This window comes from Paenibacillus glufosinatiresistens (genome assembly GCF_031470375.1).
Taxonomy (GTDB): domain Bacteria; phylum Bacillota; class Bacilli; order Paenibacillales; family Paenibacillaceae; genus Paenibacillus_AQ; species Paenibacillus_AQ glufosinatiresistens.
This window is the reverse complement of sequence record NZ_JAVFHT010000001.1, coordinates 312548-326811: the sequence shown is the minus strand read 5'-3', so window position 1 is coordinate 326811 and position 14264 is coordinate 312548. Positions and strand designations below refer to the sequence as shown.

The window sequence follows — 14264 nt, the reverse complement described above, 5'->3', positions numbered from 1 at the left end:
TCCAATCCGCCGATTCTTCAAGACCATATAGTACCATTGTCATTTCCCATCCCAGACTTTGAAGGAGGTATATTCATGTCTGCACCCGCAGGATACGGCGGCCTCTGGACTTCCACCGGCACCATTCTCGTTCTGTTCATTTTGCTTGTGATTATCAGCCGTACTTTCTTCATCTAATACCGCTGCCTTAAATGGGACAAAAAGAAAGACGGAACGCATCCGCGTTCCGTCTTTTGCTGCAAGTTGTCGGGGACATCCGCCCCCGGCCGAACTTAAATATCGTAGGAATCGTCGCTCTTCGCAGCCGGGCGGCGTTCGCCTGCCGGACGCGAAGGCTTGCGGTCTCCGCTGCGGGAGCCGGCGTTGTCGCGGTTGCCCTTATAGCCGCCGCTGCTGCTTCCGCCGCCGTAGTTGCTGCCGTAGCCGCTGCGGCTGCCGCCTTCACGGTTGCCGCCGCGGTAACCGCCGCTGCCGCCTTCGCGGTTGCCGGAGTAGCCGCCGCGCGAGCCGCCGTAACCGCCGTTAGGCTTGCGGCCGCTGCTGCGGATATCGTTTTTGCCGCCGCGGCGTTTCACGCGGATCGGTTCTTCCGGCGTCAGCTGGATATCCGAATCCTTCTTCTCGCCGGTCAGCAGCTTCATGGCTGCGGACAGCAGTTGTACGGAATCGTACTGCTCCAGCAGCTGGATGGCAATTCCCTTGTACTCGTTCAGTTCGCCGTTCTCGACCATGTCGAGCAGGCGCTCGGCCGTAATGCGCTGCTTGCCTTCAATGGCCTCGGCCATGGTCGGAAGCGGCTTACGGGTAATCCGGTGACGGGTTACGCGTTCGATCAGACGAAGGTGATCGATCTCGCGCGGCGTTACGAACGACCAGGCCGTGCCTTCCTTGCCCGCCCGGCCTGTACGGCCGATCCGGTGAACATAGCTCTCCGGATCCTGCGGCAGGTCAAAGTTGATGACATGCGATACGCCGGACACGTCGAGACCGCGTGCCGCTACGTCCGTAGCGACCAGAACGTCGATGCTGCCGTCGCGGAATTTGCGCATAACGGCATCGCGCTGGTTCTGGGACAGGTCGCCGTGCAGACCGTCTGCCGAATAACCGCGCTTCTGGAGCGCTTCCGACAGCTCATCGACCCGGCGCTTCGTGCGTCCGAATACGATCGCAAGATCGGGAGACTCCATATCGATCAGGCGGCTCAGGGCTTCGAATTTCTGGCGTTCCGGCACTTCGATGTAAGCCTGGTCGATCAGCGGCGCGCTGACCTGCTTCGGAATCACCGATACATGCTGCGGGTTCTTCAGGAATTGTTGGGCCAGGCGCTGAATGTTCGGAGGCATAGTTGCGGAGAATAGCATCGTCTGACGCTCTTCCGGCACCAGCTTCAGGATCGACTGGATGTCCTCCATGAAGCCCATGTCCAGCATTTCGTCCGCTTCATCCAGTACCACCGTCTTCACGTCGTCGAGACGAATTGTCTTCCGGTTGATGTGGTCGAGCAGACGTCCCGGCGTACCGATGATGATCTGCGGCTTCTTCTTCAGTCCGCGGATCTGCCGGCCGATATCCTGTCCGCCGTAGATGGGCAGCGAACGGAGACCTTTGAAGCGGCTCAGCTTGCCGATTTCCTCGGCGACCTGGATAGCCAGCTCGCGTGTCGGCGTCATAATCAGCGCAACGATCTTCTCTTCTTCGCGCGGAATTTTGGTAATCAGCGGGATGCCGAAAGCGGCGGTCTTGCCTGTACCCGTCTGTGCCTGTCCGATCATGTCGCTGCCTGACAGCGCAATCGGAAGGGATTGCTCTTGAATCGGAGTGGCTTCTTCAAATCCGAGTTCCGTGATGGCCTGGAGAACCTTGGGCTCCAGGTCGAATTCTGCGAATGTTTTCAAATTATTCATGCTCCTTCTACAGTGGACATTCCACATGCTTGTCTGTATTCTTAAGTAGCGGCAAACATTCATTAGACTGTCCCAACCTGCCTGAATCTCTGCATGGTTTCGTGCAAGGGGCGATGACCGCCCATCTAATCGGGCGTTTACCCCGCCCGAACACATCGTAGCTTTACATCCGAAACAATGCAAAAACGTTCATTGTATCGCTCTACTCAAGAATATCCTATACATTATATCACAAGCTCCTGGAGGAATACCAGTGTATTCCTTTCTTTCACGATTTACAATTACATCCGGTAAGGAGAATCCACTTGTTACGCTCATTTTGGCACAGTTTGACCATCGTTCTGGGCGGCGCCTTTATCGCCGTCGGCTTCAATCTCTTCCTGATTCCGCATCGCCTGCTCAGCGGGGGCGTGTCCGGCCTGTCCATGCTGATCGGCTATTTCACACCGCTCAACATCAGCGTAATGTACATGGTCCTGAACATTCCGCTGCTCATTGCGGGCTGGTTCCAGCTCGGACGGCGCTTTATTCTGTACAGCATCCTGTCCGTAGCGGTTGCCACCTGGCTGATTGAAGTCGTGCCCGTCAAAGCCGTCGTCTCGGACATGCTGCTGGCCGCCGTCTTCGGCGGCGTCCTGGTCGGAATCGGAAGCGGCATCTCGTTCCGGGTCGGCGGATCGTCAGGGGGCTTCGATATTCTGGGTTCCATTATTAGCCGATACCGGGATTTCCCGATTGGCAATGTGCTTGTGGCGCTGAATGCTCTCGTCATTCTGTCCGCAGGCTATTTTGACGACAACTGGAATGTCGCCCTGGCCTCCATGCTGTCGATGTACGTCACCGGGCGCGTCGTCGATTTCATCCATGTCAGCCACATCAAAGTCACGGTCTACATCATTACCAACCGGACCGACGAGATGCTGAAGCATCTCCTTGGTCTCCAGCGGGGCGTAACCCGGATTAAGACCGAAGGCGCGTATTCCCATGTGGAACGGGACATGCTGATGACGGTGACCACCCGATACGAGCTGGCGGAGCTGAAGCGGATTATCAAGGACAGCGATCCCCAGGCTTTTGTCAACATTGTCGAGACCGTCGGCGTGATGGGGTCTTTCCGCAAGCGCTAAGGCCCGCTGTCCGCTTGTCGAGGGATGCACATACTTTAAAATTATGGTATATTGAAGGAGCGCAGACCCGCACCAACGTTTCATGAGGTTGGCTTTCCCTCTTTTCCAGGCACTGACCGTTTTTCCGGGTGTTGACTGAATGCTTGTTCAGACCATTCGCTGAAAAAGGAAAGGGTGATTTCTGTGGAAATGGAAACGGTAAAACTCTCGACAATCGTCATGAAATGGTATCCGGATATGCTCCCCTTCCTGAAGCAGACCGAGCTCAATTCCGTTATCGTTCTGCGGGACGGACTGGGCATACTGGACCCTGCCGATGCCATGGATATTATCCGGCACAGCATTTGCGAGCATCAGGATTCTGCGTATCTTCAATGAGTTGCGAAGGACCTAGCTTTACGGATTGCCGCCTTCTCCGGGCTTTTTGACGGACCTGGCGGCATTTACTTTGTAGAAGGGCGTTTATCCCGGTCCCATCCCGTTTATTTAACAAAGGGGACGGCCCCCCTTATCGCTTGGAGAGCGGATGACATTACAAACCTGTTCTTTTTGCGTATACCCGTTCCTATATAATGAGCATTAGCGTACATAAAAGGAGAGAGAATAATGAACATCACGTGGGCTATACTCATGCTAGCCTTGGGAGGCGTCGGTGTCCACCAGGAGCACCACCAGACAGAAGTAGCCGCTGTGCTGCAGTCGGCCAGCGGAATTGCATTGCAGGCAGATCAGGGAACCCCGAGAGCAAGTGGCGCTTCCCCGGCTCCGTCCGGCTCCGCGTCGGCCCCGGCCGCTTCGCCTTCGGCAAGCGCCCTGCCGGGTTCGCCGGCTCCGTCGGGTTCCCCGCTGCCGGACGCTTCAGCGCCAGCAGCGTCGCCCGGCGCCGACGGTGCCGCCGTCCATACCGACCCGCAGCCGGATGCCCCCAAGGTCAAAGGCATCTACGTTACCGCCTACAGCGCCGGCGGCTCGAGAATGACTACCCTGCTGGACCTGCTCGATAAGACCGAACTCAATTCCATGGTTATTGACATCAAGGATGATGCCGGTTACATCACCTATAAGACAGAGAATCCCGAACTGCAGCAGATGGGCAACCCGCAGAAGTTCATCGGCAACATCAACGAATTGATGGCCCGGCTCGAGAAGCACAACGTCTATCCCATCGCCCGGATCGTTGTCTTCAAGGATACCGTGCTCGCCAAGAAGCACCCGGAGCTCTCGTTCGTGAAGTCCGACGGTTCCGTGTGGTCGAACGGCGGCGGGGACAGCTTCGTGAATCCTTATAATGAGAAGGTCTGGAAGTATAATGTGGAAATTGCCAAGGAAGCGGTGAAGCTGGGCTTCAAGGAGATCCAGTTCGACTACGTCCGGTTCCCCGAAGGGTTCGAGAAGCGGGCCGACTCCCTGAAATACACGAAGTCCGACAAGAGCCGGACGGAAGTCGTTTCCGATTTTGTGCAGTATGCCAAAAAAGAGCTGACCCCGCTGGGCGCCCGCGTCTCGGTTGATATCTTCGGCTACGCCGCTTCCGTACCGGCTGCCGAGGGCATCGGTCAGGACTTTGTGAAGATCTCCAAAAACGTCGATGTCATTAGTCCCATGGTCTATCCCAGCCATTATTCCACCGGCTGGTTCAACGTCAAGGACCCGGACAAGAACCCGTACGCGACCATCAAAGGCTCTATGGTCGACACCCACAAGAAGCTGGACCCGCTGGGCAGCTACAAGCCGCTGATTCGTCCCTGGATTCAGGACTTTACAGCAAGCTGGCTCGGCAGCGGACACTATATCAAATACGGCAAACAGCAGGTCCAGGATCAGATCCGGGCGCTGAAAGAGCAGAATGTCGATGAATTCCTGCTCTGGAACGCCAATAACCGTTACACCGCAGGCGTGCAATATTAAAGAATCATCTCTATGTCAGAACTCATCCATCCATTCATGCCCGAAGACCCGGCGCCTGCCGGGTCTTCGGGCGTATCTTATGAAGAAGAGGTCGCTGCTCCCATGAATTCAACCGAGAATCTCAAGCAAAAGACGGGCCAGTTCCTGCGCATTCTGTTCCCGATCCTGATTACCCAGATCGCGCTGTCGCTTATCGCTTTCTTCGATACGAACATGTCGGGCCGATACGGCACCGACGATCTGGCCGGCGTCGCCATCGGCACAAGCCTCTGGGTTCCGATTCAGACCGGGCTCAGCGGCATCCTGATGGGCATCACGCCCATTGTCTCCCATCTCCTGGGCAGCGGCCGCAAAAATGAAGTCGCCTCCAAAGTGATGCAGGGCATCTGGCTGTCCCTCCTTGTATCGGTCTTGGTCATCGCGGCCGGCTCGCTGCTTCTCTCGCCCGTACTGAATTTCATGAATCTTGAACCCGAAGTGGAGAAGATCGCCCGCCGCTTCCTGATTGCCATCGGCTGCGGGATTATCCCGCTCTTCGGCTACACCGTGCTGAGAAGCTGTATTGACGCCCTGGGCCAGACACGGATCTCCATGTTCATTACGCTGATTGCGCTGCCGATCAACGTGGGGCTGAACGTGCTGCTGATCTTCGGCAAATTCGGATTCCCCGAGCTGGGCGGCGCTGGAGCCGGGGTCGCCTCGGCGATCACATACTGGATCATTGCCGGCGTAGCGCTGCTCTTTGTTACGCGCGCCGAGACGTTTGCGGAACTGGGACTGTTCCGGAAGTTCCATGCTCCGTCGCTGCGGGCTTTTCGGGAACAGCTCAAGATCGGCACTCCGATCGGATTCTCGATCTTCTTCGAGACTGCGGTATTCTCCGCGGTCACCCTGCTGATGAGCCGGTTCGACACCATAACGATTGCCGCGCATCAGGCGGCGATCAACTTCGCCTCGACGCTGTATATGATTCCTCTTAGCATCTGCCTCAGTCTGACCATTCTGGTCGGGTTCGAGAACGGCGCCGGCCGGCAGCGCGACGCCCGCCAGTACAGCCGGCTCGGCATCTCTTCGGCAGTGGCCATGTCCCTGGTTACCGCGCTTGTCCTGCTGCTCGCCGGCGAACATGTCGCCGGGCTGTACTCCACGGACCCCAAGGTCATTGAGCTGATTCAGCATTTCCTGATTTACGCCATCTTCTTCCAGATATCCGATGCCATCGCCACGCCAACCCAAGGCGTGCTTCGCGGGTACAAGGACGTTAATCCGGCGTTTGTGATCTGCTTCGTGGCCTATTGGGTGCTGGGACTGCCGCTTGGCTATATTCTCGCCGTCCATACCGATCTGGGCGCTTACGGCTACTGGATCGGACTGATTGCCGGGCTGGCCATCGGAGCGGCTCTGCTGCTGGGACGCCTCGTCCGGGTTGAACGCCGCTTCTCCGCAAGCGGGCATGGAGCGGAATAAACCCTAACTTTACGTATGGCGATATGTCCTCCCGACAGCAGAAAGCCAGGCTGGATTCTTCCAGCCTGGCTTTCATGTATGCTGTCTTCCGGATTATTGGGACAACCGAAGAGCGAGATTGTACATTTCCATATCGAAATCTTTCTTCGTGTTGACGACCTGATCGATGTCGGTAAGCGTCAGCTCGCCTTTGATAATGCCGCAGGCTTTGCCGGATTCTCCTTCAATCAGCTTGCGTACGGCAAAATCGCCGAGCCGGCTGGCCAGATTGCGGTCAAACGGAGTCGGGCTGCCGCCGCGCTGGATGTGACCCAGAACGGTTACGCGGGCATCCAGGCTGGAGTGGCGCTCTTTCAGCGCCTGGGCGATGTCTTCGCCTTTGCCAACGCCTTCAGCTACAATGACAATACTGTGGCGTTTGCCCTTCAAGAAGTTGTCTCGCATGCGGTCGGCCACTTCATTCAGATCGTAAGGAACTTCCGGTACAAGAATTGTCTCTGCGCCCGAAGCAAGACCGGCATGCAGAGCGATGTCGCCGCAGTGGCGTCCCATAACTTCTACGATCGAGGAGCGCTCGTGGGAAGACATCGTGTCGCGGAGCTTGTTGACGGCATCCACAACAACGCCGACAGCCGTATCGAAGCCGATCGTGTAATCCGTGAAGGATACGTCATTGTCGATTGTGCCCGGAAGGCCCATGGTCTTGATTCCGAGATGGCTCAGCTTCTGGGCTCCCTTGTAGGAACCGTCCCCGCCGATTACAACCAGACCGTCGATGCCGAATTCGCGCAGAATTTCAGCGCCTTTCTGCTGCCCTTCCGGCTTCACGAACTCCAGGCAGCGGGCCGATTGCAGGATCGTGCCGCCGCGCTGAATGATGTCGCCTACGCTGCGCAGATCCATCGGGAAGATGTCGCGGTTCAGAAGGCCCTGGTAGCCGCGCTGAATGCCGAATACTTCGATTCCGAAATAGATGGCGCTGCGCACAACGGCGCGAACCGCGGCGTTCATGCCCTGCGAGTCGCCTCCGCTGGTAAGTACTGCGATCTTTTTGACTTGAGACATAGTGATAATTCCTCCTCAAAATTTAACAAGGCTTATGCTTGCCCATGTGCTGCGGCAGAAGTAAATCAGGCGCATAAACCGGTTTCACAATCATTACCCTAATACAGGTGCTTGCGTATCCAGCGGCTGTTGGCAAAGAAGAAGAGCCGGGTCAACGGACTGCCCTTCATCAGCTTGCGGGACACATTCTTCACTTCGCTCTGCTCGCTCACCTTGGGATCGGACAAATACAGCGCAAGCAGTCCCTCAATCACCATCCGGTGCAGCGGGGTATCGGGAATCTGCCGGACATCGCTGCGCGCCCACTCTACTATAGAAGCAATCCGGCCGAGCATGGCATCCGCACTCTCATAATAGTTGCAAAAGTTCAGATCGCCGCCCTCCCGGTCTTCATCCTGGTCGATCAAATAATCGAGCATGATATGCAGACCGCATACATGGGGGAAGTAGCCTGCGCGCATGGCCGCAGCGTCCTTGCGGGTGAGGGCGGGATCGCAGGAAGCCAGGAACAGCATGAAGATGCCCAGCGTCGATCCCGTAGCGGCGGCAAATTCATTCCAGTAAAGATGCGGGGCCCGGAATCCCTCCTGCTCCCACCAGGTCTTCAGCGCCTTCTCCCTGAGAGAGGGATCAATATGCTTGTAGACCTGCAGATCGCCGTATAGCCTCGACAGTTCCCGAATCTCTTCCTGCGCTGCGGCATAGCCCGGCAGCCGGGCGGTCATGCTCTGGCAGGTACGGACCAGACTGTGCAGGTAGCCGCCGTCATCCTTCTCGCTGCGAAGCGCATAGTAATCGCGCAGCTCGGCGTCCGGCGTCACGGCATCCAGCATCGACTGATGCAGCAGGCGAAAATCATCCGGGTCAAGAGAAGTGCTCCGGTCGCACAGATTGTCTAGGTAATCGCTAATCGTCTGATAGGCTACGATCAATGGAACCAATATATGCCGCATTGACAGATTGCCCGCCGCATATACACCTCCGCCTTCACAGTGGAACTGCTTGGTGTCAATGCTGGCAATCGCCTGTCTTCGAAGCTCGGGGTCCGGAATGTCCTTCGCGCGCTGCCGCCATACGTCCAGCGATTGCCGGACCTCGGGAAGTACATATTTATAGACCCGGCTCATCAAGGCAATGGGGCCCCGCGGACTGACTCTCCGGCCTTGCTCAATTTCACTCAATGACGGTGCCTCCACATAGTTGTCTCCTTGTCCAAATCAAACCTTATTATAATATGATCCATCCGTTTGCACAAACAACAAAATTCACTCTTGGCTTCATGAAAAATCACGGCTCCGTCATGGTATACTTAGACGCGTTACCTGAACACCAAACAGCTATTGGAGTGTGCACCGATGAATTCAGACCGAAGCGGAGCGGAGCAGAACTGGCTCCGTTCCTTCATGTTCACCATCTATGGAACGAGCGTCCTCGCCGTCTCCTATTTCCCGCTGTTCTACAGCCAGCTCGGCTTCAGCAACGCCCAGCTCGGCATGCTCTATGCTATCGGCCCACTGATCTCCATGCTGTCCAATCTGTTCTGGAGCATGCTCAGCGACCGGTTCGGAACCGTCAAGAAAATCCTGTATGCGCTGCTGGCAGGCCAGATCGCAACCGGCGTTCTGCTTGCGGGCGCGCGCGATTTTCCGTCCGCCATGCTTATCCTGTCCTTCTTCTATTTCTTCTATTATCCGGTGTTTCCCCTGGCAGACACCCTTGCCATCAAGACAGCCGAGCGGCTTGGACGAAATTTCATTGTCATTCGGGTATTCGGTTCAATCGGGTACTCCTTCTTCGCCCTCACTGCCGGGTATCTGCTGCGCCGCATCGGAGCTTCATACAGCGTAGCGGCCTGCGTCGTCGTAGCGGCACTGGCTCTGCTGATTACATTCCGGCTGGAAGACACGAAGAAGTCCCCTCCGGTGAAGACATCGGACCGTTCGGAAGAGTCCGGCGGCTGGAAGGAAGTCTTCCTAAGCCGAGAGGTGCTCTGGTTCTTCGGCTGTGTGTTCATCATGGCGATCAGCTACCGGATGAATGAAGCCTTCCTGACTGTAAGTCTGCGGGACCTTGGAGCCGGCGAAGAACTGGTAGGATGGTCCCTGCTCGCTTCCGCGCTGAGCGAAATACCGATCCTGTTCCTCGCAGGCCGGTACGGCGAGCGGTTCAAGGAACTGCCTCTCTTGGCGCTGGCCAGCCTGATGTTCGCGCTCCGCTTCTTCTTAATGTCTGCGGCCAGCCAGCCGATGCATATCGTTGCGATTCAGGCGCTGCACAGCGTCAGCTTTGGCCTTTACTATGTAACAGCCATCCGCTATATTACCCGTCTCATCCCGGACCGGCTTCGGGCTACAGGGATGGCTCTCTACACCGTAGCCTGGTCCAGCGCCTCCGGACTGCTGAGCGGAGCTTTCGGCGGGCTTCTGTATGACCAGGCGGGCCGGACCGTATTTTTCCGTACCGCATCGGCGCTCGCGCTGACTGCAAGCTTCGGCTTCCTGCTGAAGCATCTGCTTCCCGACCGCCCGGCGGTCCAGCTCTCCGCCCTTCCGGCGGCTCCTGCGGAATCCGACTCTTCTCAGAAGGTTGAAATTACGGTATAATAACAGACATCACCAGGCATTAGTACCAGGTATCAATTTATTGAAATGGGGCGCTTCCATGCTTTTTGAGGAATTCAAACAACTCGCCTTGACCCGGCGCAGCATCCGCGACTTCACCGAAGAGCGGGTCTCCCCGGAAGATATCCGCGATCTTATTGACTGCGCCCGCTTCGCGCCAAGCGACACCAACTCCCAGACGTGGGAATTCATTGCCCTGCTCGACCGGGAGCGGATCAAGCAGATCGAGACCTTCACTTGGGAAGCTCTGCGCCGGATTGCAGCCGAGGCCGAGAGCAACGGACTCGCCAGAGAGGCCAAACTGATGCTTAAATCCTTCGGTCCCTACGCCACTGCGTTCGGCGGGGCGCCTGCCCTTTTCCTTTGTCTGGCGACCCCTTATACGTCCAAGTTCCGCGAGCGCATCTTCGACCCGCTCGGATTCGGCAGTCCGGAGATCTGGGCCGAGGAAGGAATCAAGAGCAGCAGTCTGGCTGTCCAGAATCTGATGCTTGCCGCCCACGCCAAGGGGCTGGCAACCTGTCCGATGACCGGCCCCGTGCTTCTTGCCGAACGCGAGCTCCGCGACTATCTCGGCATCCCCGAAGAACGGCAGGTCAATATGGTTCTGGCGCTGGGCCATCCGTCGGTCCAGCCGAAGGCGATTGCCCGGAAGGGATTGGATGAAATTCTGACGATTATCGAATAAGACATACGCAAGCCGTCTTCCGGTTCAGCACCCGCAGAACCGGAAGACGGCTTCTTCTTTTGCCGGACCCTGCAATCATTAAAAAGACGCATTCCGGAAGGAATGCGCCCTGAGTTATGTCTTGTCGGATAACGCTTGTTCAAGCCTATCATTCAAGCATATATATGAGCCTGGGGGATGTCCCCTCGGCACTTTCTTAATATCAATTCTTACAGCTTGTTAACGTTAGCGGCCTGTGGTCCGCGGTTGCCTTCAGTGATGTCAAATTCAACCGATTGGCCTTCTTCCAGAGTCTTGAAGCCGTCGCCCTGGATTGCGGAGAAATGAACGAATACGTCTTCGCCGCCTTCAACTTGAATGAAGCCGTAACCTTTTTCTGCGTTAAACCATTTTACTGTACCTTTCAAATGAACAACCTCCTAAAAATACCGCCATATATGGCGTATATTTGCATTATACTCCATCCCTTGCGACTTCGCAATGGATGAAATCCGATTTAACCGGATTTAATTTGCATTTGCCTTCCCCGGTGCGTTATCATGAACCCAAAAGCCAATTATCGCCAGGGTGGGACCAACATGATCAAAAAACACGAAATTTACAAAACCGACAAATGGAACATGATGACCGTAGAAGTGCAGGGACGGTACATTGTGCTCCGCGAAATTTCCGACCAGTGGGGCGAGGATACGCATACGTTTATCAGCCGCCCGGCTATGATGCAATGGGTGAACAATCGCTTCACGAGAGAATCCTTCAAGGATAACGAAGAGGAATACGAGCGCATTATCGCCGCATTCAAACAGGTGTGACGGATGAACAATGACAGTCTGGTCATCTATATCATCGCGGTGCTGTGCCTCGGCGGCGTTCTGATTCTTATGCGCGACCGCCTGGAGCCGAAGCTGCGGCGACCGCTGGCCCTTGCCGCGGTGGTCATGATTGCCATAGCCTTTGTGCTGGTCGTCATCGCCATACTGAACGCTTCATAATCTTTCATACAACCGGAGATGCGGGGAACACTAGGCGAACCTACGACAAGCGTCAGGAGGTTACGCTATGCCTTTCCCCTTCCGAACCGGCCTGGCTGCGCTCGCGCTCGGCCTGCTGGTTACGAACGTCTCCGGCGCGTCCGGGCGGCAGCTGCGGCCCGAGCCGCCATTATCCCACGATACGAGGAGGATTCCCATGGAACAATTATTGAAGAGAAGTGAAGTTCCGGCCGAGAACCGCTGGAAGCTTGAGGATATGTTCGCCTCTCAGCAGGAATGGGACCGCACTTATGATGAGACCAAATCGCTGATCAAGGAAGCCTCCAAGTTCCGGGGCAAGCTGACCGATGCCGCCGCGCTCAAGGAATGCTTCGAGTTCGACGACAAGCTGTCCTTGCTGACGGAACGTCTTTATGTATACGCCCATATGCGCCAGGATGAAGACACGGCCAACCCGAAGTCCCAGGCGCTTACGCAAAAAGCGAAGAAGCTCAGCATCGACGCGGGAGAAGCTCTCTCCTATGTGACGCCGGAGATTCTCTCGCTGCCGGATGAGACGCTGGACGCCTTCATTGCCGATCCGGCCCTCTCCGAATATACGTTCACGCTGACCGAAATGAAACGGGAGAAGGCGCATGTGCTGTCCCAGGCCGAGGAAGCTCTGCTGGCACAGGTCGGCACACTGTCCCAGGCTCCCCAGAACATCTTCGGCATGCTCAACAATGCCGACCTGAAGTTCCCGAAGATCAAGGACGAGAACGGCAAGGAAGTGGAGCTGACGCACGGCAGCTACATCAAGTTCCTGGAGAGCCCGAACCGGGATGTCCGGCGCAGCGCTTTTAAAGCCGTCTATGACACGTACGCCAAGCAGAAGAATACGATCGCCGCTACGCTGGGCGCCAACGTTAACAAGAACGTCTTCTATTCCCGTGTGCGCAAATATCCTTCCGTGCTGGAGATGTCCCTCTACGGCGACAATATCCCGAAGGAAGTGTACACCAACCTGATCGATACGGTCCACGAGAGCCTGCCTCTGATGCACCGTTACATGAAGCTGCGCCAGAAGCTCCTGGGGCTGGACGAACTGCATATGTATGATCTGTTCGCTCCCCTGGTGGATGAATATAAGCTGGACATTCCGTTCGCGGAAGCCAAGAAGATCATCAAGGAAGGCCTCAAGCCGCTCGGCGCGGATTATGCCCGGGTGCTGCAGGAAGGCTTCGACAACGGCTGGATCGACGTCTACGAGAATGAGAACAAACGGACCGGCGCATACAGCTGGGGCGCTTACGGCACCCATCCGTACGTTCTGCTGAACCACAACGACAACCTGAACAGCATGTTCACGCTGGCTCATGAAATGGGCCATGCGCTTCACTCCTATTATTCGGACAACGCGCTGAAATACCGGGACGCGCAGTACACCATTTTCCTCGCCGAAGTGGCCTCTACGACCAATGAAGCGCTGCTGATGGATTACCTGCTGAAGAAATCGACCGATCCGAAGGAGAAAATGTACCTGCTCACCTACTACGCCGATCAGTTCCGCACGACCGTGTTCCGCCAGACCATGTTCGCGGAGTTCGAGAAAATCGTCCACGAGCGGGCCGAGAGCGATGAATCGCTGACGCCGCAGGATCTGTCGGCCATTTACTACGACCTCAACAAGAAATATTACGGCGGCAACATGGTCGTGGACCAGGACATCGAGATGGAATGGGCGCGGATTCCGCATTTCTACACCAGCTTCTATGTCTATAAATATGCAACGGGCTTCTCGGCGGCGACCAGCTTCTCGAAACAGATTCTGGAGGAAGGCCAGCCGGCGGTAGACCGCTACCTCGGGTTCCTCAAGAGCGGAGGCAGCGATTATTCCATCAATATTCTGAGAAAAGCGGGCGTCGATATGTCCTCGCCGCAGCCGATCCGCGAAGCGATGAGCGTCTTCGAGAACGTCATCGAACAGATGGAAGAACTGACGAAATAAGAGAAAGCCGCTACTTGGCATCCCTTGCTTGGCGCAGCAGGAAACCGGACTCGAAGGTCTATTTTCTTGCTCGGACGGGCAAGGGATTTTATTATGACAACAGGACGCTTAAGGAGGCTGTAAGAATGAGGACGCAATGGACGATTATCCTGGGCTTGATTTTTGCGCTGCTTATCGCTATCTTCGCTGTATTTAACGTAGGTTCCGTTCCGGTCGATTTCGGCTTCAGCGAGGTCGATCTGCCGCTGATCGTCGTCATTATCGGCTGCACGCTGATCGGCGGGCTGATTGTCGGCGCATTCGGCATTGTGCGGCAGTTCAAGCTTCAGAAGAGAATCAAGACGCTGACGGGCGAGCTTAACGAAGCTCGGGCCCTGATTGCCGGGCTTGAGACGGCTCCCGTGCCGTCGATGGAGCACTCCCCGGCCGCATCCCGAGATGTGCCGGACATGCCCCCCTCCTCCCTGTAGAGGAAGAAATTCGGGCGGCCGGAACTTGTTATTGA

At 56.3% G+C, this 14264-nt stretch carries 15 protein-coding genes; 11 read left to right on the top strand and 4 right to left on the bottom strand.

Annotation, left to right across the window (positions count from 1 at the left end; genetic code table 11):
• The first annotated feature begins 75 nt into the window (after positions 1 to 75).
• Positions 76 to 177: a dihydroorotate dehydrogenase gene (locus RBI05_RS01405; protein WP_150459257.1), complete on the top strand. Its 102-nt coding sequence runs from the start codon at positions 76 to 78 to the stop codon at positions 175 to 177.
• A 95-nt stretch (positions 178 to 272) separates the two neighbouring features.
• On the opposite strand, the gene RBI05_RS01400 is transcribed toward RBI05_RS01405, so the two are convergent.
• A complete protein-coding gene (locus tag RBI05_RS01400) occupies positions 273 to 1895 on the bottom strand; it encodes a DEAD/DEAH box helicase (protein ID WP_150459256.1) in 1623 nt (540 codons plus the stop codon).
• A 314-nt stretch (positions 1896 to 2209) separates the two neighbouring features.
• Here RBI05_RS01400 and RBI05_RS01395 point away from each other — a divergent pair, with 314 nt between their 5' ends.
• From RBI05_RS01395 to RBI05_RS01380, 4 genes are all read left to right on the top strand, one after another.
• The gene (locus tag RBI05_RS01395) at positions 2210 to 3031 is read left to right on the top strand and encodes a YitT family protein (RefSeq protein WP_150459255.1); all 822 of its coding nucleotides are present in this window, start codon (positions 2210 to 2212) and stop codon (positions 3029 to 3031) included.
• Positions 3032 to 3220: 189 nt separating this feature from the next.
• On the top strand, positions 3221 to 3409 hold the full coding sequence (locus RBI05_RS01390; protein ID WP_150459254.1) for a hypothetical protein: 189 nt from the start codon (positions 3221 to 3223) through the stop codon (positions 3407 to 3409).
• Positions 3410 to 3637: 228 nt separating this feature from the next.
• Positions 3638 to 4939 (top strand): putative glycoside hydrolase, encoded by a 1302-nt coding sequence (locus tag RBI05_RS01385; protein ID WP_310549860.1) that lies wholly within the window; start codon positions 3638 to 3640, stop codon positions 4937 to 4939.
• 102 nt (positions 4940 to 5041) lie between these two features.
• Entirely contained in the window at positions 5042 to 6406 is a 1365-nt protein-coding gene (locus RBI05_RS01380; RefSeq protein WP_310549859.1) for an MATE family efflux transporter, read from the top strand.
• A 93-nt stretch (positions 6407 to 6499) separates the two neighbouring features.
• On the opposite strand, the gene pfkA is transcribed toward RBI05_RS01380, so the two are convergent.
• Both pfkA and RBI05_RS01370 read right to left on the bottom strand, forming a co-directional pair.
• On the bottom strand, positions 6500 to 7471 hold the full coding sequence (gene pfkA / locus RBI05_RS01375; RefSeq protein ID WP_150459251.1) for a 6-phosphofructokinase: 972 nt from the start codon (positions 7469 to 7471) through the stop codon (positions 6500 to 6502).
• Between the two features lie 98 nt (positions 7472 to 7569).
• Positions 7570 to 8652: a tetraprenyl-beta-curcumene synthase family protein gene (locus tag RBI05_RS01370; RefSeq protein ID WP_310549858.1), complete on the bottom strand. Its 1083-nt coding sequence runs from the start codon at positions 8650 to 8652 to the stop codon at positions 7570 to 7572.
• A gap of 174 nt (positions 8653 to 8826) precedes the next feature.
• Between RBI05_RS01370 and RBI05_RS01365 the strand changes: the two genes are divergently transcribed.
• Positions 8827 to 10074, top strand: a complete 1248-nt coding sequence (locus RBI05_RS01365) for an MFS transporter (RefSeq protein WP_310549857.1) — start codon at positions 8827 to 8829, stop codon at positions 10072 to 10074.
• Positions 10075 to 10132: 58 nt separating this feature from the next.
• On the top strand, positions 10133 to 10780 hold the full coding sequence (locus RBI05_RS01360) for a nitroreductase family protein (protein WP_310549856.1): 648 nt from the start codon (positions 10133 to 10135) through the stop codon (positions 10778 to 10780).
• A gap of 209 nt (positions 10781 to 10989) precedes the next feature.
• Here the strand turns inward: RBI05_RS01360 and RBI05_RS01355 are convergent, their stop codons facing one another.
• The gene (locus RBI05_RS01355; protein WP_150459248.1) at positions 10990 to 11187 is read right to left on the bottom strand and encodes a cold shock domain-containing protein; all 198 of its coding nucleotides are present in this window, start codon (positions 11185 to 11187) and stop codon (positions 10990 to 10992) included.
• Positions 11188 to 11358: 171 nt separating this feature from the next.
• Here RBI05_RS01355 and RBI05_RS01350 point away from each other — a divergent pair, with 171 nt between their 5' ends.
• The 4 genes from RBI05_RS01350 (at position 11359) to RBI05_RS01335 (ending at position 14229) form a co-directional block, all read left to right on the top strand.
• Entirely contained in the window at positions 11359 to 11592 is a 234-nt protein-coding gene (locus RBI05_RS01350; protein WP_310549855.1) for a hypothetical protein, read from the top strand.
• 3 nt (positions 11593 to 11595) lie between these two features.
• Positions 11596 to 11772: a hypothetical protein gene (locus RBI05_RS01345; RefSeq protein ID WP_310549854.1), complete on the top strand. Its 177-nt coding sequence runs from the start codon at positions 11596 to 11598 to the stop codon at positions 11770 to 11772.
• Positions 11773 to 11968: 196 nt separating this feature from the next.
• A complete protein-coding gene (gene pepF, locus RBI05_RS01340; RefSeq protein ID WP_150459276.1) occupies positions 11969 to 13759 on the top strand; it encodes an oligoendopeptidase F in 1791 nt (596 codons plus the stop codon).
• A 125-nt stretch (positions 13760 to 13884) separates the two neighbouring features.
• Positions 13885 to 14229: a LapA family protein gene (locus tag RBI05_RS01335; protein WP_310549853.1), complete on the top strand. Its 345-nt coding sequence runs from the start codon at positions 13885 to 13887 to the stop codon at positions 14227 to 14229.
• The last annotated feature ends 35 nt before the right edge of the window (positions 14230 to 14264 follow it).